This window comes from Duganella sp. GW821-FHT07F09 (assembly GCF_059418705.1).
This window is the reverse complement of the sequence record NZ_JBWKQJ010000025.1, coordinates 12,979-30,766: the sequence shown is the minus strand read 5'-3', so window position 1 is coordinate 30,766 and position 17,788 is coordinate 12,979. Positions and strand designations below refer to the sequence as shown.

The 17,788-nt window shown below is 65.6% G+C and carries 14 protein-coding genes; 11 read left to right on the top strand and 3 right to left on the bottom strand.

Annotation, left to right across the window (positions count from 1 at the left end; translation table 11 throughout):
• The first annotated feature begins 256 nt into the window (after window positions 1-256).
• Window positions 257-1,963, top strand: coding sequence for a methyl-accepting chemotaxis protein (locus tag AC07P1_RS32855; RefSeq protein ID WP_494699794.1), 1,707 nt, complete (start codon window positions 257-259; stop codon window positions 1,961-1,963).
• A 27-nt stretch (window positions 1,964-1,990) separates the two neighbouring features.
• Here the strand turns inward: AC07P1_RS32855 and AC07P1_RS32850 are convergent, their stop codons facing one another.
• Entirely contained in the window at window positions 1,991-3,109 is a 1,119-nt protein-coding gene (locus AC07P1_RS32850) for a serine/threonine protein kinase (RefSeq protein ID WP_494699793.1), read from the bottom strand.
• 63 nt (window positions 3,110-3,172) lie between these two features.
• Between AC07P1_RS32850 and AC07P1_RS32845 the strand changes: the two genes are divergently transcribed.
• From AC07P1_RS32845 to AC07P1_RS32835, 3 genes are read left to right on the top strand one after another with little or no spacing between them, the layout of a single operon-like run.
• Window positions 3,173-3,880 carry a UPF0149 family protein gene (locus tag AC07P1_RS32845; protein WP_494699792.1) on the top strand — a complete coding sequence of 236 codons (708 nt, stop codon included), beginning with the start codon at window positions 3,173-3,175 and terminating at the stop codon, window positions 3,878-3,880.
• 4 nt (window positions 3,881-3,884) lie between these two features.
• Window positions 3,885-4,772 carry a carboxylesterase family protein gene (locus AC07P1_RS32840; protein ID WP_494699791.1) on the top strand — a complete coding sequence of 296 codons (888 nt, stop codon included), beginning with the start codon at window positions 3,885-3,887 and terminating at the stop codon, window positions 4,770-4,772.
• Window positions 4,773-4,826: 54 nt separating this feature from the next.
• Window positions 4,827-6,158, top strand: coding sequence for an Nramp family divalent metal transporter (locus AC07P1_RS32835; RefSeq protein ID WP_494699790.1), 1,332 nt, complete (start codon window positions 4,827-4,829; stop codon window positions 6,156-6,158).
• 529 nt (window positions 6,159-6,687) lie between these two features.
• Here the strand turns inward: AC07P1_RS32835 and AC07P1_RS32830 are convergent.
• Both AC07P1_RS32830 and orn read right to left on the bottom strand, forming a co-directional pair.
• The gene (locus tag AC07P1_RS32830) at window positions 6,688-7,698 is read right to left on the bottom strand and encodes a DUF1176 domain-containing protein (protein WP_494699789.1); all 1,011 of its coding nucleotides are present in this window, start codon (window positions 7,696-7,698) and stop codon (window positions 6,688-6,690) included.
• Window positions 7,699-7,763: 65 nt separating this feature from the next.
• A complete protein-coding gene (orn, locus tag AC07P1_RS32825) occupies window positions 7,764-8,360 on the bottom strand; it encodes an oligoribonuclease (protein ID WP_315221487.1) in 597 nt (198 codons plus the stop codon).
• Window positions 8,361-8,424: 64 nt separating this feature from the next.
• Between orn and AC07P1_RS32820 the strand changes: the two genes are divergently transcribed.
• The 7 genes from AC07P1_RS32820 to AC07P1_RS32790 all read left to right on the top strand — a co-directional run.
• Window positions 8,425-9,696: a M48 family metallopeptidase gene (locus AC07P1_RS32820; protein ID WP_494699788.1), complete on the top strand. Its 1,272-nt coding sequence runs from the start codon at window positions 8,425-8,427 to the stop codon at window positions 9,694-9,696.
• A complete protein-coding gene (locus AC07P1_RS32815; RefSeq protein ID WP_494699787.1) occupies window positions 9,693-10,055 on the top strand; it encodes a 4a-hydroxytetrahydrobiopterin dehydratase in 363 nt (120 codons plus the stop codon). Before AC07P1_RS32820 ends, AC07P1_RS32815 begins: the two co-directional genes overlap by 4 nt.
• Window positions 10,052-10,966, top strand: a complete 915-nt coding sequence (gene rsgA / locus AC07P1_RS32810) for a ribosome small subunit-dependent GTPase A (protein ID WP_494699786.1) — start codon at window positions 10,052-10,054, stop codon at window positions 10,964-10,966. The genes AC07P1_RS32815 and rsgA overlap by 4 nt, the downstream gene beginning before the upstream one ends.
• A 137-nt stretch (window positions 10,967-11,103) precedes the next feature.
• The gene (locus AC07P1_RS32805; protein ID WP_494699785.1) at window positions 11,104-14,019 is read left to right on the top strand and encodes an ATP-binding protein; all 2,916 of its coding nucleotides are present in this window, start codon (window positions 11,104-11,106) and stop codon (window positions 14,017-14,019) included.
• 123 nt (window positions 14,020-14,142) lie between these two features.
• The gene (gene argF / locus AC07P1_RS32800) at window positions 14,143-15,069 is read left to right on the top strand and encodes an ornithine carbamoyltransferase (protein ID WP_494699784.1); all 927 of its coding nucleotides are present in this window, start codon (window positions 14,143-14,145) and stop codon (window positions 15,067-15,069) included.
• Between the two features lie 33 nt (window positions 15,070-15,102).
• Entirely contained in the window at window positions 15,103-16,335 is a 1,233-nt protein-coding gene (locus tag AC07P1_RS32795) for an argininosuccinate synthase (RefSeq protein ID WP_315221499.1), read from the top strand.
• 137 nt (window positions 16,336-16,472) lie between these two features.
• Window positions 16,473-17,788 (top strand): CHASE3 domain-containing protein (locus AC07P1_RS32790; RefSeq protein ID WP_494699783.1); only part of this gene is annotated, 1,316 nt, incomplete at its 3' end.

The following is a 17,788-nucleotide window of genomic DNA, read 5'->3' as shown; positions in this document are numbered from 1 at the left end:
CGGCGCCGCAGGCCGAACCACGAGAAGAGCCCGAAAAACCCGTCAATTCCAGACCTGCCCGCAATGATGTTGAAACACGACATTATTGCTAATTGGGAACTTTCAAAAGCGGCTTTGGGGCGAAGTTCCTTCCTGCGGAAGTTATTTTGTGATGTGATAGGCAAAGAACGGCACACATGAAACTGGATGAACGCCGCCGTCCTCCGCGATGCTATTTCATTAAGACCAACATAAAATCCAAACATCGGAGAAACGCATGAATCGGCTCACAGTGAAGCAAAAAATTACCGGCCTGCTCGCGGCCATCATCGTCGCCTTCAGCGCCTTGACCTTGTTCCTGTTGAGCGAACAAGCCGGCACCACGGCCAGCATGAAAGACATCTACGCGTCCGACTACCGGCAAGCTTCAAACATCTCGAAAATCGACGGCCTGCTGACGCGCGTGGACATCAACATCCTGCGCATGATCGCGATCGGCGATCCGGCATCGATCGCCGCCTGGAAGGCGGAAAACACCGAGCGGTTCAGCCAGGTCGATAAACTGATCGACGAACTGAAGGCGAGCGCGAGTCCCACCGTGGCCGGCGATATCGGCAAGCTTTCGGATGCCTATGGCAAGATGCGACTGGGCATGACCCGTCAGGTGCAGGCGATCGAAGCCGGCGACATCAAGGGCGGCGGCGAGATCAATCGCCTGGAAGTGAAGGACAACGCCAACCAGACCTTCCAAACCCTGGCGGCGCTGAAAACCGCCCAAGATCGCTTGGCCGAGGACAAAGTCGGCGTCCAAATCAAATCCACCTCGCTCGCGCGGTTGGAATCCCTGATCGCGGTGGCCCTGGTGACCGCCGCCGCCATCCTGGGCGGACTGGTGATATTGCGTAATTTGATGCGCCAACTGGGCGGCGAGCCCGCCGACGCGGTGCTGGCGGCGCAGGCCGTGGCCAACGGCGACCTGAGCACCACGATCCAGGTCCGGGACCAGGACGGCGGCAGTCTGATGGCCACGCTGAGGGAGATGCAACAAAAACTGGCCCAGGTGGTCGGCGTGGTACGCGCCAACGCCGAGACGGTGTCGACCGCCTCCTTACAGATAGCCCAAGGCAACGTCGATTTGTCCGGCCGAACCGAGGAACAAGCCAGTTCTATCGAGGAAACCTCCGCGTCGATGGAAGAACTCAGTTCCACCGTTAAAAACAATACGGAAAACGCCCGCCAGGCCAACCAGTTGGCGCTCAACGCCTCACGGGTGGCGGCGCAGGGCGGCAAAGTGGTCGGGCAGGTCGTGGAAACCATGAAGGACATCAACGCCAGCTCGAACAGAATCGTCGAAATCATCAGCGTCATCGACGGCATCGCCTTCCAGACCAACATCCTGGCATTGAACGCGGCGGTCGAAGCGGCGCGCGCCGGCGAACAGGGCCGCGGTTTCGCCGTGGTGGCGAGCGAGGTGCGCAATCTTGCACAGCGCAGCGCCAGCGCCGCCAAGGAAATCAAGGAACTGATCAAAGCCAGTGTGGACCGCGTGGGACAAGGCAGCGTGCTGGTCGACGAGGCCGGGACCACGATGGTCGAAGTGGTCGACTCGATCAAGCGCGTCACCGACATCATGGGCGAGATCAGCAACGCCAGCGTCGAGCAGAGTGCAGGGGTGGCGCAAATCAGCGAGGCGATCGGCCAGATGGACCGCGCCACGCAGCAAAACGCGGCGCTGGTGGAGGAAAGCACGGCGGCGGCGGAGAGCCTCAAAATCCAGGCCCAGGCCCTGGTGGCGGCCGTCGCGGTCTTCAAGCTCGGCCATCAACCGCTCGGCAATACGGGCGCCACGCGCACGCCGCCGGCCAAACCCGCGGCCGCCACGCGCACCGCGCCAAGGCTGAAAGCGAAGGCAAAAAGCCTGCCCGCGGCAGCGAAAATCACAGCGGAATCCAATAACGACAAGGATGCTTGGGAAACCTTCTGAGCGGCCGCCACGTCCCGGGGCCGGTCCTCACACCGGCAGCGGAGGCTCGTCCATCAGCGCAACCTGCTCGCGCAGTTCGAGGACGCGGTCTTGCCAGTAACGTTGCGTGTTAAACCACGGGAACGCGGCCGGGAACGCCGGATCGTCCCAGCGCCGCGCCAGCCAGGCCGAGTAATGAATCAACCGCAAGGTGCGCAACGCCTCGACCAGATGCAGCTGGCGCGGGTTGAATTCGCAGAAGTCCTCGTAGCCGGCCAAAATATCGCTCATCTGGCGCACCTGCTCGGCCCGATCGCCGGACAGCATCATCCACAAATCCTGGATCGCCGGCCCCATGCGGCTGTCGTCGAAGTCGACGAAGTGCGGCCCGGCATCGGTCCACAAGACGTTGCCACCATGGCAATCGCCATGCAGGCGCAGTTGCGGCAACTCCCCCGCCCTGTCGTACGAACGGCGCACCCCATCGAGCGCCTGCTGTGAGACGCTGGCATACGCCTCCTGCAAATCAGCCGGAATGAACTGATTCGTCTGCAGGAATTCGCACGGCTCGGTGCCGAAGGTCGCGATGTCGAGCGCCGGCCGCTCCCGATACGGCTTGACCGCGCCGACGGCGTGGATGCGGGCGATGAAACGTCCGGTCCACTCCAGCACCGACGGATCGCTCAGCTCGGGCGCGCGGCCGCCGTGGCGGGTAAAGACGGCAAAGCGGAAGCCGTTAAACCGGTGTAAGGTCCGGCCGTCCAGCGCCAGCGCCGGCACCACCGGGATCTCGCGCGCGGCGAGCTCTTCGGTAAAAGCGTGCTCCTCGAGGATGGCGGCGTCGCTCCAGCGTCCCGGACGATAGAATTTGACCACCAGCGGCAAGGAGTCCTCGATGCCGACCTGGTAGACGCGGTTTTCATAGCTGTTCAGCGCCAGCAGGCGGCCGTCGCCGCGCAGGCCGATGCTGTCGAGCGCATCGAGCACGCATTCGGGATTGAGCGCGGAATACGGGTGCGGCACGCGCGCCGGCGCGGCGGCATCGTCGTCGTGGGCCGAATCGCCGCTGTCGGCGCCGCCCTGCGGCCCGGCCATGGCGGCGGCCAGCGCGGCGGCGCGGGCGTCTTCTTCTTCGTCGTCCAACTGATCTTGGTTATCTTGGTTCATCCCCGCATTGTACGGGGCGCGGCGTGTATACTGTGGCCTTCAATCCAAGAAAAAGAGCAAGCCATGCAACTCGACCAGCCACTGAGCGACAAAGAATTCGACGAATTAGACAATTTCCTGTTATCGGAGCGCAGCCCCGAGGACGCGATGACGATGGACATGCTGCACGGTTACCTGACCGCCATCGCCATCGGCCCGGAAACCATCATGCCGGCCGAGTGGCTCAAGCGCGTGTGGGGCCAGGAAGAAACCGACGTTCCGAAGTTCAAGAACCCGAAGGAAGAGGAACGCATCCTCAACCTGATCATGCGCTTTATGAACGAGGTGCTGGTGACGTTCGAAGTGGCGCCGAAGGAGTTCGAGCCGCTGTTCGTCGAGCACGAGCACGAAGGCCAGACCCTGATCGACGCCGAGGCGTGGTGCTGGGGCTTCTGGGAAGGCATGGAACTGCGTCCCGGCTCGTGGCAGGAGATCTGGGATTCGGACGTGCAGGAACTGATGAAGCCGATCTACCTGCTGGGCGCCGACGAAATCGAGGAAGAAGAACTGCCGCTGGTCGAAGATCCGGTCAAGGCCCACAAGCTGGCGCAGGACCTGGAAGCCAACCTGCCGCTGATCTACAAGTTCTGGGTGCCGCGCCGCAAGGCGCCGGTGGCCACCGTCAAGCGCGATGAGCCCAAGGTCGGCCGCAACGACGACTGCCCTTGCGGCAGCGGCAAGAAGTACAAGAAGTGCCACGGCGACGAAGCCGCCAACGACGCGGCCGAATAAGCCGATGACGCTGCCATCCGCTTTGTTCATGGCCGCCTTGGCGGCCACCCTGTCGATGGCGGCGCCGGCCGGCGCGGCGACCGCCACCGCCTCCGTCGCAGCCGCACCTGAACTGCTGAGCGACAGCACCACGCCGGCCCAGCGCGAGACCGACGCCGCGCTGCTCGACGGCGTCGACGCCGACGCCTTCACCGCCGGCAGCTTCACCGGCGCGGCGGGCATGCTGCGCTACCGGCTGCTGGCGCCGCCGGCGGAGACGCAGCACGCCGGCCAGCGCCACCCGCTGATCCTGGTGCTGCACGGCTCGGGCGCGGTCGGCGACGACAACCGACGCCAGCTCGGCCATCTGGCGCGCTCGTGGGCGGTGCCCGCGATCCGGGCTAAATTTCCCGCCTACATACTGGTGCCGCAATTTCCCGAACGCAGCGCCAATTACGCGCCGTCTGCCGCCGACGGCCTGCTCGCCGCGCGGCCCGGCCCCAACATCGCCACCCTGACGGCGCTGGTCGAACAACTGAAACTGCAATATCCGATCGCCGGCGAACGCGTCTACGTGACCGGCTTTTCAATGGGCGCCTCGGCCGCCACGCAGGCGATTCTGCACCAGCCCGGCCTGTTCGCCGCCGCCGTCGCCTTCTCCGGCATCGCGCCCGAGCGGGCCGACGCCGCGCGGCTGGCGGCCACGCCGCTGATGCTGGTGCACGGCGACGCCGACACCGAAAACCCTATCGGCCCCGACCGCGCGATGTTCGCCGCGCTGCGGCGCCAGCCCGGCGCCCAGGTGCGCCTGGTCGAATACCAGGGCCTCGAGCATACGGTGCCGCCGGCGATGCTGCTGTCGCCCGCCTGGCGCGAGTGGCTGTTCGCGCAGCGGCTTAGCCCCGAGGGATAGGGACGAAGTTGCACCAACTCAAGTAGAATTTGGGCATTCATTCTCAGGATGCCCATGTTCTCACTCCCCTTCAAGCTCCCCACCACGGCCACCGCGCCGTTCTGCCCGTCGGAAGTGGCCGGCACCGTCCAGGTGCCGGAGGGCGATCCGTTCTGGAAAAAAGTGCTGCGCTTCGCCGGTCCCGGCCTGCTGGTCTCGGTCGGCTACATGGACCCGGGCAACTGGGCCACGGCCATCCAGGGCGGCTCGCAGTTCGGCTACCAGCTCTTGTTCGTGGTCGTGCTGTCGAGCCTGGCCGCCATCGTGCTGCAATGCCTGAGCATGCGCCTGGGCATCGTCACCGGCAAGGACCTGGCGGTGCACTGCCGGGAACAATACAAGCCGCCGGTGGCCAAGACCTTGTGGGGCTTCGCCGAAATTTCCATCATCGCCTGCGACCTGGCCGAGGTGCTCGGCTGCGCGCTGGCGTTCAAGCTGCTGCTGGGCGTGTCGCTGCCGACCGGCGTGGCGCTCACCGCGCTCGACACGCTGCTTATCCTTGGACTGAAAGGCAAGGGCTTCCGCCAGATCGAGGCGATCGTGCTGGCGCTGATTCTGACGGTGGCCACCTGCCTGTTCACCGAGCTCATTTTCGTCAAGCCCGACTGGAACGCCGTCATGGCGGGGCTGGTGCCGTCGCTGTCGACCTTGTCCGAGCGCGAGCCGCTGTACCTGGCCATCGGCATCCTCGGCGCGACCGTGATGCCGCACAACCTGTACCTGCACTCGTCGGTGGTGCAGACGCGCGTGGTATCGCAAAAGGCCAGCGCCAAGCGCGAGGCGATCGGGCTGTCGCGCATCGACACCGTCGTCTCGCTGCTGCTGGCGTTGCTGATCAACGGCTCCATCCTGGTGCTGGCGGCGGCCGCCTTCCACGAGCCGGGCAACACGCGCGTACTCGACATCGACGAGGCCTATCTGCTACTGGCCCCCGTGGCCGGCACGGCGCTGGCGGCGACCTTGTTCGCGCTGGCGCTGCTGGCGTCCGGACAAAGCTCCACCTTCACCGGCACCATCGCCGGGCAGGTCATCATGGAAGGTTTTCTGAAAATGAAGATCCCATGCTGGCAACGGCGCGCGCTCACGCGCGGGCTGGCGCTGATCCCGGCCATGATCGGCGTGCTGACGTTGGGCGAGCATTCTGTCGGCAAGCTGCTGGTATTGAGCCAGGTGGTGCTGAGCATGCAACTGCCGTTCGCCATGTATCCGCTGATCAGCCTGACGTCGCAGCGCCGCATCATGGGCGAGTTCGTCAACGCCTGGTGGACCACGGGGTTGTCGTGGTTCCTGTTCGCGGTGATTTCCAGCGCCAACGCCTGGCTGGTGTGGCAAGCGTTCGCCGGATAAGATAGCCCGGAATGACCTTGGAGACACGTAGGGCGGATTAGGCGGAACGCCGTAATCGGCCATCTTTGGGCCGCCGACGGCGCATGCATGGCCGATTACGCTTCGCTAATCCGCCCTACGTGGCTCAGACTATCGCCGGCGTCCCGATCCGATCGTGCGAAAGAGACGCGTCGCTCATCGCCATCGACCAACGGGCCGCTGCTTTCTCGAGGAGGCACGTAGGGCGGATTAGGCGGAACGCCGTAATCGGCCATGTTTGGGCCGCCGACGGAGCTTGGCGGATTACGCTTCGCTAATCCGCCCTACGTGGCTCAGACTATCGCTGGCGTCCCGATCCGATCGTGCAAAAGAGAAGCGTCGCTCATTGCCATCGACCAACGGGCCGCTGCTTTCTCGAGGAGGCACGTAGGGCGGATTAGGCGGAACGCCGTAATCCGCCATCTTTGAGCCGCCGACTGCGCATGCATGGCGGATTACGCTGCGCTAATCCGCCCTACGTGTTTTAGAATTTGCCGCGGTCCGATGCCGCCTATTTGATCTGCGCGCTCCAATCGCTCAGCATATACCCACCCGGCACGCCACGGCACAGGCGCGCCGATGACGCCGACGACAGCTTGAAACCTTCCGCCGTCCACAGCCAAGTCGCCTGCGTGTTGCAGTCGCCCAGTCCGCGCCCTTTCGCGAAGCTGCCCAGCTCGCCCTTGTCGAACGACGCGTTGAGCAACTCGTTGTCCGGAGCGACGTCGGCGTCCGTCAGCCGCGCCCGCTGTGCGGCATACGGCGGCTTGTCGTCGGCGATCCAGACCGCAAAGCTGGACTGGTAGGCGCCGCGCCCGCATTCGATCAGCAACAACATCTTCGACGCCGACAACCGATAAATCTCGCTCTGGGATTCGCCGCGGCCGATCAGATCCGGCTCCTCGTCGCATCCACCCTTCGGCAACTTCTTGACGATGACCGGCAGCAAAGCCGCATCCTGCTTGCGCTCCGGCGGGGACGGGAGGCCGCGCAGCGTTGGCGCCGGCAAAACCGGCAACACGGCACTCGCCGGCTTCGTCCCCGGCTTGACCAGCGCCGTGACGGTGCCCACCCGCCCCTGCAAATCATCCATCTTCAACAACGCCGCCTTCATGCCCGCCAGCGACAGCCGCCAATTGGTTTTCCCGTCGGTGACGTCGGCGTAACCCGCATCGAGCAGCGCCGGCAGCAAGCGCGCGATCTGCGCCGCCGTCAATTCGGCGTCGGAGGTTAAACCGGCCAAGGTCAGTTGCCCGGCCCGCAAGGTCAACGGACCGACCGCGCCCTCGTCCGCGGCGATCACGCTCAGTTTCGCCGCCACGGTCCCGACAGGCCCCGCCGGACGCCCCAGCCACAAGGCCACCGGCGCGCTATCGCCCTCGTCCGCCTGATAACCCACCGCCTCGCAGGCGCGCGTGTTGTCGCAGGCAACCTCCCAATCCTTGATCGTGAAATGGGCGGCGCCGGCCGTGGCGCCTGCCAGCGCCAGCGCCACGGCGACAACATATTGCAAAATTTTCATGACTTACCCTCCAGACGAAAAAAAACAGGTTCAACCGAACCTGTTCCGATGGACGCGCTCGCCCCTTACAGCTTGATGAAATGCTCACGGTAGTACTTGAGCTCTTCGATCGATTCGATGATGTCGGCCATGGCCGTGTGCATCTGGTGCTTCTTGAAGCCAGCCACCATCTCCGGCTTCCAGCGCTTGCCCAGTTCCTTCAACGTCGACACGTCGATGTTGCGATAATGGAAATACGCCTCCAGCTTCGGCATGTAGCGCACCATGAAGCGGCGGTCCTGGCCGATGGTGTTGCCGCACATCGGCGCTTTGCCCTTCGGCACCCACAGCTTCATGAACTTGATCAGCTCTTCCTCGGCCTGCGCCTCGGTCACGGTCGACGCCTTGACCTTGTCGATCAGGCCGGAACGGCCGTGCGTGCCCTTGTTCCAGGCGTCCATGCCATCGAGCACCGCGTCGCTCTGGTGCACCACCATCACCGGCCCCTCGGCCAGCACGTTCAGGTGCATGTCGGTGACGACCACGGCCACTTCGATGATGCGGTCGGTGTCCGGCTCCAGACCGGTCATCTCCATATCGACCCAGACCAGATTCATTTCATTCTGGCGCGGGGTAATGACCGCAGGAGCGGAACCTTCTGGCAAATCGTTAGCTTGTGACATAATTCTCTCTTGGCTCGCGTGAGCCCACGTTAATCCGAATCCGCCATTTTCTCACAGGCATAGAATGTATTCACTCGCGTTTTCGATTTTGTTCGTATCTTTCATCATTTTGACCTTGATCGTGCGCTTCTGGCTGGCCTCGCGCCATATTCGTCATGTGCTGACCCATCGCGGCGCCGTGCCGGCCGAATTCGCCGAGAAGATCCCCCTCGCCGCCCACCAGAAGGCGGCCGATTACACCGTCGCGCGCACCAAGTTCGGCCTGTTCACGCTGCTGGTCAACACCCTGGTGCTGGTCGGCTTCACCCTGCTCGGCGGCCTGCAGTGGCTGTCGGTGGAGATCTTTAAACTGACCGGCGGCGGCATGGGCTACCAACTGGCGCTGCTGGCCGCGTTCGCGGTCGTTTCCGGCGTGATCGACCTGCCGTTCGACTATTACAAGCAGTTCCGCCTGGAGCAGCGTTTCGGTTTTAACAAAATGACGCGCGGCCTGTTCTTCGCCGACATGGTCAAGGGCGCCTTGCTGGGCGCGGCCATCGGCCTGCCGCTGATGTGGGTCATGCTGACCTTGATGGAAAAATCGGGCGACCTGTGGTGGTTCTACGCCTGGCTGGTGTGGAGCGGCTTCCAGCTGCTGATGATGGTGCTGTTCCCGACCGTCATCGCGCCGATGTTCAACAAATTCACGCCGCTGGAGGACCAGTCGCTCAAATCGCGCATCGAGGGGCTGATGAAGCGCGTCGGCTTCGCCTCCAAAGGCCTGTTCGTGATGGACGGCTCCAAGCGCAGCGCCCACGGCAACGCCTACTTCTCCGGCTTCGGCGCCAACAAGCGCATCGTGTTCTTCGACACCCTGCTCTCGCGCCTGCAGCCGCAGGAGATCGAGGCGGTGCTGGCGCACGAGCTGGGCCATTTCAAGCTCAAGCACATCATCAAGCGCATCGTCATGATGTTCGCCATCTCGCTGGGCTTCCTCGCGCTGCTGGGTTACCTGAAAAACCAGGTGTGGTTCTACACCGGCCTCGGTGTCGATCCGCTGCTGCTGCCGGGCCAGAGCAACGACGCCATGGTGCTGCTGCTGTTCATGCTGGCGCTGCCGGTGTTCACCTTCCTGTTCAGCCCCCTGACATCGATCGGCTCGCGCAAGCACGAGTTCGAGGCCGACGCCTTCGCCGCCAAGCACACCGATGCGCGCGACCTGGTGTCGGCGCTGGTCAAGATGTACGAGGACAACGCCTCGACCCTGACGCCGGATCCGCTGCACTCGGCGTTCTACGATTCCCACCCGCCGGCGAGCGTGCGCATCCGGCATCTGAACGCGGCGGCGGCAACATGATCGCCACCCACGCCGGCCTGCTCGCCGGCCACAGCCGGCCCGCCAAGCAAGCGCTGACGGCCGACGAGGCCGCGCACATGGCGACGCTCGTGCCGGACTGGTCGCTGGAAGATGGCAAACTGTGCCGCACCTTCGGCTTTCTCAATTACTATCGCACCATGGCCTTCGTCAATGCGTTGGCCTACCTGAGCCACGCCGAAGACCACCACCCGGAAATGACCGTGACTTATAAAAACTGCACCGTGCGCTACGACACCCATTCGGTCAACGATGGCCGTGGCGGCCTGTCGGACAACGACTTCATCTGCGCGGCCAAGGCCGGCGCGCTGTTCGCCCAGTTGGCCAAGGCGTCCGCATGAGCCAGCAAGCACCAACCAAGCTCAAGGCGACCATCATCGCCGCCCACGGCCGCCACTATCTGGCCGAGGCCGGCGGCGTCAAACTGCAATGCGTCACGCGCGGCAAGAAGACCAACGTCGCCGTCGGCGACATCGTCGACGTGACCATGACCTCGCCCGACCAGGGTGTGATCGACAAGATCGAGGAACGCAAGACCCTGCTGTACCGCTCGGACCAGTACAAATCCAAGCTGCTGGCCGCCAATCTGACGCAACTGTTCATCGTCGTCGCGACCGAACCCGGCTTCGCCGACGACCTGGTGTCGCGCTCGCTGGTGGCGGCCGAAGCGGCCGGCATCCAGGCGCGCCTGATCCTCAACAAGACCGACGTCACCGAATCGCTGGCCCGCACGCGCGAGCGGCTGCAACCATACGCTTCGCTCGGCTACCCGGTGCACGAGGTGTCGGCCAAGGCGCGCCCGGACGAGGCGCTGGCGATTTTGAGGCCGCTGCTGGCGGGCCAGTCGTCGATCCTGATCGGCCAGTCGGGCATGGGCAAGTCCTCGCTGATCAACCTCTTGGTGCCGGACGCCGACATCGCCGTGCGGGAAATCTCGGCCGCGCTCGACACCGGCAAGCACACCACCACCTTCACGCGGCTGTACCAGTTGCCGGAACTGGGCCCTGGCTCGTCCATCATCGATTCGCCCGGCTTCCAGGAGTTCGGCCTGTACCACCTGAGCGAAGGCATGCTGGAGCGTGCGTTCGTCGATTTCGCGCCCTATCTCGGACATTGCAAATATTACAATTGCCGGCATCTGATCGAGCCGCAATGCGCCATCCTGGCGGCCGTCGCCGAGGGCAAGATCACCAAGATGCGCCACACGCTGTACGGCCAGTTGTTGCATGAATCGTCACAAACGCTGTATTAACCAGTATCGAGGCATCACAGAGTCCATCTTTTGCACGACCCGCGCACACGCTATCCGGTTTGGCGATTATAATTCCCAAGGGAAATTATACGTGCGTTTCCATCAACGGTTATCTGACGCGCGGTTCGAGGACATCGATGGACATGTTTGCGCTCGACGACGAAGTATCGCAGTGGGAAACGGCCCTGCCGACCCTGCGCGGGCCGGCCCGCCTGCCGGTGCTGGTGCCGCTCGCCTGGCACCTGCGCCAGCGCGACAGCGCGCGCGCCACCGCCCTCGCCCGTGAAGGGCTAGCCCTGCTGCCGGCCACCGCGCTGACGCCCGAGGCGCAAACCCTGGCCTCGGCGCGGCTGCGGCTGGTGGAGGCCGAGGCGGCTTGGCTGCAAGGCCGCCTGCCGGAGGCCGACACCCTGGCCGCCGCCATCGCCGAACAATTGCACGCGCAGGGCGACCGGCGCGGCTGCGCCGACACCCGCTGGCTGCGCGCCTGGGTCGCCATCGACGGCGGCGATCACCAGGGCGGCATCGTCCACCTGGAACACATGGCGGCCATCGCCGGCCAGGCCGGCGACACCGAGCGCGTCTCCATCGCCGAGGCCACCATCGCGCGCTGGGCCGTCATCGAGGACATGCGCGCGGCCGACCTGCGCTGGGGCACGCGCTTTCAACACTTGCAGCACCATCTGGTGGCCGACGCCGGCGCCACGGTGGAGCCGGCCGCGCCGATCGCGCCGATGGAGCAAGGGGTGGCCGCGTGGATCGGCGACTACTTCGGCACCCGCGCCAGCCAGGGCGGCCACTACGGCGCCGCCGCCGGCCACTTCATCCGCGCCTACGAGGCCGCGCGCGCCACCGGCCAGCTACGCGCGGCCATCACCGCCGCCGTCAACGTCGGCCTCGATTTCGCCATCCTGCACGACCACCACGCCGCGCTCGACTGGCTGCAGCGCGCGCTCGACCTGGCCCGCCCCACCGGCTGGCCGCGCAGCGTCGGCGCCTGCCTGTCGCACACGGCCGACACCATGCGCCGCCTGGGCCGGCTCGACGCCAGCGCCGACTTGCTGGCCGAGGCGCTGGCGGTGCTGGCGCCGCTGCCGGCCGGGCGCAGCTACGCCTCGGCACTGCACTTCCTGGGCGAGCTCACGCTCGAGCGCGCCGACTACGCCGCCGCGTTCGACGCCTTCAGCGGCCTGGAACAACGCGCCGCCGCGCTGCGCCAGGCCGACCTGCACAGCATCGCCCGCCGCGGCCAGGCCCACGCGCTGTGCTTCCTCGGCCGCCCGCGGGAGGCGCTGGCCGCCGCCGCGCACGCGATCGAACTGGCCACCGCCCAGGACCACCTGGACAACCACGTGGCCGCGCTGCGGGTGCTGTCGGAGATCCACGCGCGGCACGCGTTGCCGGCGCCGCCCGGCATGACCGAGCCCAACGCCACCCTGCACTATCTGCACCGGGCGCTGGCGGTGGCCTCGCGCATCGACGGCTACACCCTGCCGGGCGACCTGCTCGACGCGCTGGGCGCCCAGTACGCCCGCATCGGCGACCACGCCCAGGCCTATGCCTCGGCGCTGGCGGCGGCCGCCGCGCGCGACAAGACCCACGGCCAGGAGGCCACCAACCGCGCCATCGCCATGCAGGTGCACCACCAGACCGAGCGCGCCCGCGCCGAGGGCCTGCACCACCGGTTGCTGGCCGCGTCCGAGGCCCACCGCGCCGAGCTGCTGCTGCAAACCACCGCCACGCTCGAACGGCTGTCGGTGATCGGGCGCGAGATCACCACCCACCTCGACGCCGGCGCCATCTTCGAAGCGCTCAACGCCCACGTGCAGGCGCTGCTGCCGGCCAACACCTTGGCCATCTACCTGTGCGACCCCGGCTTCGACACCCTGAGCCGGGTGTTCGGCATCGAGAACGGCGTGCCGCTGGCCAGCAACACCATCGCCGTCGACAATCCGCGCGCCAACGCCGCGCGCAGCCTGCGCGAGCGCGCCGAGATCTACGTCGACGACGCCGGCCCGGACGACATCTTCCTCGCGCCCGGCACGCAACTGATGTCGTGCGCGCTGTACGTGCCGTTGCTGGTCGGCGAGCGCACCCTGGGCGTGATGACGGTGCAGGCGGCCCGCGCGCGCGCCTACGGCGAACGCGAACGGCTGATCTTCCGCACCCTGTGCGCCTACGGCGCCATCGCGCTCGACAACGCCCAGGCCTACCGCCAGCTGCAGGACGCGCAGGCGCAACTGGTGTCGCAGCAAAAGCTGGCGGCGCTGGGCGCGCTGATGGCCGGCGTCGCCCATGAATTGAACACGCCGATCGGCAACAGCCTGCTGATCGCCAGCACCCTGCACCAGAAGACCGAGGAACTGGCCAAGCGCCTGGACGGCCCCGGCCTGCGCCGCTCCGACCTGTCGACCTACCTGGACGACGCCGTCGCCGCGCACGCGCTGGTCATGCGCGGGCTCACCAGCGCGGCCGACCTGGTCAACAGCTTCAAGCAGGTGGCGGTCGACCGCACCACCGAGCAGCGCCGCCGCTTCGACCTGCAGCAGGTGGCCGCCGAGGTGATCGCCACGATGATGAACCGGGTGCGCGCCTGCGGCCACCGCATCGAGGTCGAGGTGCCGGCCGATATCGCCATGGACAGCTACCCCGGTCCGCTGGGCCAGGTCATCGCCAATTTCATCAACAACGCGCTGCTGCACGCGTTCGGCGGCGATGCCGCCTCCGCTCCGGGCGACGGCGACGGCGGCGGGCGCATGTGGCTGCGGGCATCGGCGCCGGCCGAGGGCAAAGTGACCCTGGTGTTCGGCGACGACGGCGCCGGCATCGCGCCCGAGCACATGTCGCGCATCTTCGATCCCTTCTTCACCACCAAGCTGGGCCAGGGCGGCAGCGGGCTGGGATTGTCGATCAGTTATAATATTGTCACGTCCCTGCTGGGCGGGCAAATCAGCGTCCACAGCGCCCCCGGCGGCACCACCTTCACCCTGGAGCTGCCGCTGACCGCGCCGGCGCCGGCGCCCGGGACGGCGGCGGCGCGGATCTATCATTAAATTCGGGCCCGCCGACAGCACAATCTGCGGCAATTCGCCCCTTCGGCCGAATTGCCTTTATAATTGTTCGGCTCAGCCGGCCGCGCATCCAATCACGGGCCAGTTCACCTGTCAGTTGTCATTATGCCTATCCAAAAACCGATCAAGCATTACCTGCAGTTTTCCGACTTCACGTTGGCCGAATACGAATACGTCATCGAGCGCGCGCACCTGATCAAGCGAAAGTTCAAAAACTACGAGATCTACCATCCGCTGATCGACCGCACGCTGGTGATGGTGTTCGAGAAGAACTCCACGCGCACCCGCCTGTCGTTCGAGGCCGGCATGCACCAGCTGGGCGGCGCCGCCATCTACCTGAACACGCGCGACTCCCAGTTGGGGCGCGGCGAGCCGGTGGAGGACGCCGGCCAGGTGATGAGCCGCATGTGCGACATCATCATGGTGCGCACCTTCGGCCAGGACATCATCGAGCGCTTCGCCGCCCATTCGCGCGTGCCGGTGATTAACGGCCTGACCAACGAGCACCACCCGTGCCAGGTGTTCGCCGACATCTTCACCTTCTACGAGCACCGCGGCCCGATCGCCGGCAAGACCGTGGCCTGGATCGGCGACGCCAACAACATGCTGTATTCGTGGCTGCAGGCGGCCGAGGTGTTCGGCTTCCACGTCAACGTCTCCACGCCCAAGGGCTACGACATGGACATGTCGCTGGTGACGACCGACCGCTACACCTTCTTCGCCAACCCGGCCGACGCCTGCGAGGGCGCGCACCTGGTCAACACCGACGTCTGGACCAGCATGGGCTACGAAGAGGAAAACGCCGCCCGCATCAAAGCCTTCGACGGCTGGATCGTCGACGGCGCCAAGATGGCGCGCGCCGCGCCCGACGCGCTGTTCATGCACTGCCTGCCCGCCCACCGCGGCGAGGAAGTGGCCGCCGAGGTCATCGACGGCCCGCAGTCGGTGGTCTGGGACGAGGCGGAAAACCGCCTGCACATCCAGAAGGCGCTGATCGAATACCTGCTGCTCGGCCGCCTCGACGGCCAGTAAAACCCATACCACTTCACCTCCATTGGAACTAGCATGAGCGATATTAAAAAAGTAGTCCTCGCCTACTCGGGCGGCCTCGATACCTCCGTCATCCTCAAATGGCTGCAGGATAACTACCAGTGCGAAATCGTCACCTTCACCGCCGACCTGGGTCAGGGCGAGGAGCTGGAGCCGGCGCGCGCCAAGGCGATCAAGTTCGGCATCAAGCCGGAGAACATCTACATCGACGACGTGCGCGAGGAGTTCGTGCGCGACTTCGTGTTCCCGATGTTCCGCGCCAATACCGTCTACGAAGGCGAATACCTGCTGGGCACCTCGATCGCCCGTCCGCTGATCGCCAAGCGCCTGATCGAAATCGCCAACGAGACCGGCGCCGACGCCATCTCGCACGGCGCCACCGGCAAGGGCAACGACCAGGTGCGCTTCGAACTGGGCGCCTACGCGCTCAAACCAGGCGTCAAAGTGATCGCCCCATGGCGCGAATGGGACCTGCTGTCGCGTGAAAAACTGCTGAAGTACGCGGAAGACGCCGGCATCGCCATCGACATGAAGCACAAGAACGGCGGCGCGCCGTACTCGATGGACGCCAACCTGCTGCACATCTCGTTCGAAGGCCGCCACCTGGAAAACCCGAGCGCCGAAGCCGAGGAAAGCATGTGGCGCTGGAGCGTGAGTCCGGAGAACGCGCCCGACCAGGCCGAGTACCTGGACCTGGAATACGAGCGCGGCGACATCGTCGCCGTCAACGGCGTGCGCATGTCGCCGGCCACCGTGCTGACGGAATTGAACCGCCTGGGCGGCAAGCACGGCATCGGCCGCCTCGACCTGGTCGAGAACCGCTACGTCGGCATGAAGTCGCGCGGCTGCTACGAAACCCCGGGCGGCACCATCATGCTCAAGGGCCACCGCGCCATCGAGTCGATCACCCTGGACCGCGAAGTGGCCCACCTGAAGGACGACCTGATGCCGCGCTACGCGTCGATGATCTACAACGGCTACTGGTGGGCGCCGGAGCGCGTCGCGCTGCAAACCCTGATCGACCACACCCAGGCCACCGTCAACGGCTGGGTAAGGATCAAGCTTTACAAGGGCAACGTGATCGTCGTCTCGCGCGATTCGAAGACCGACTCGCTGTTTGATATGAACATCGCCACCTTCGACGAGGACGGCGGCGCCTACAACCAGGCCGACGCCGGCGGCTTCATCAAACTGAACGCGCTGCGCATGCGCATCGCCGCCAACGCGCGCCTCAAGCGCGGTCAATGACACCGGCCATCGCGCAGCTTATCCGCCACGCTTGACGCCGAAACGGGCCGCTGATCCAGCGGCCCGTTTTTTTTGTCCTCCACGAGACGCGACAAGATGATACATTGCTTGCACCGCATTATCGTCGTGGAACGCCCATGCTAAAAGACCTCGGTATCAAGACAAAACTCGCCATCGGCATCGGCGCCATCGTGCTGATCATCCTCGTCCTGCTGACGCTGGCCTACACCAACTTCAGCAAGCTGTCGCAGGCCAGGGCGTGGGACCGCCACACGCTGCAGGTGCTGCTCGAAGCCAACCGCGTCGAGACGGCGCTGGTGCAGATCCAGACCTCCACCCGCGGCTTCATGCTCACCGGCGAGGAGAGCGTGACCGCGCCCATTCCCGCCGAGGAGGAGGCGGCGCGGCGCCACCAGGCCAACATCGCCACGCTCACGGTGGACAACCCCGGCCAGCAGCAGCGCCTCAAGCGCCTCGCGCCGATGATCGACAACTGGATCAACAACGTGATCCACCCTCTGCTCGACAAGCGCCGCGCCCTGAACCGCCAGGTCGGCGTGTCGCAACAGGTGGCCACGTCGGCCGATGTGCTCAACGGCGCCAAGACCGTCGCCGACGCCCGCGCCGTCCTCGCCGAAATCAGCGCCGAGGAAACCCGCCTGCTCGCGCTGCGCTCGGCCAACTCGGAGCAACTGCAGCAAACCATGTCGCTGCTGCTGATCCTCGGCGGCGGCGCCTGCGCGGTGCTGGCCGGCGTGATCGGCTACCTGCTGGCGAAGGCGCTGCTCGGCCCCCTGAACCACCTCACCACGGCCGTCGGCCGCATCGCCGCCGGCGAGGGGTCGGCGCGCGCGACGGTGGTCTCGCGCGATGAACTGGGCCAGGTCGGCGAGGCCTTCAACCGCATGGCGCAGGCCATCCAGGACGGCCAGGCCAACGAGCAGGCCGCCACCAACCTGCTCAAGTCCAAGGTCGACTCGCTGCTCGGCGTGGTGTCGAAGGCCGCCTCGGGCGACCTGACCGGCCGCATCGAGGTCGCCGGCACCGACGCCATCGGCCAGCTGGCGCATGGCCTCGACCGCATGTTCGGCAACCTGCGCGGCCTGCTCAACAACGTGCAGAAGGCCGGCATCCAGGTCACCACCTCGGCCACCGAGATCGCCGCCTCGACCAAGCAGCAGGAGGCCACCGGCATCGAGCAGGCGCAGACCAGCGTCGAGATCCTCAGCACCACCAAACAGATCTCCGCCAACACGGCGGAACTGCTCAAGACGATGGAGGACGCCACCGCCGTCGCCGACTACACCACCAGCGCCACCGCCGAGGCCCAGGACAACCTGCGACGCATGGACGGCACCATGCAGCACATGGTCACGGCCACCGATTCGATCAACGCCAAGCTGGCCGCGCTGTCGGAGAAGGCGTCCAACATCAACAGCGTTTTGATCACCAT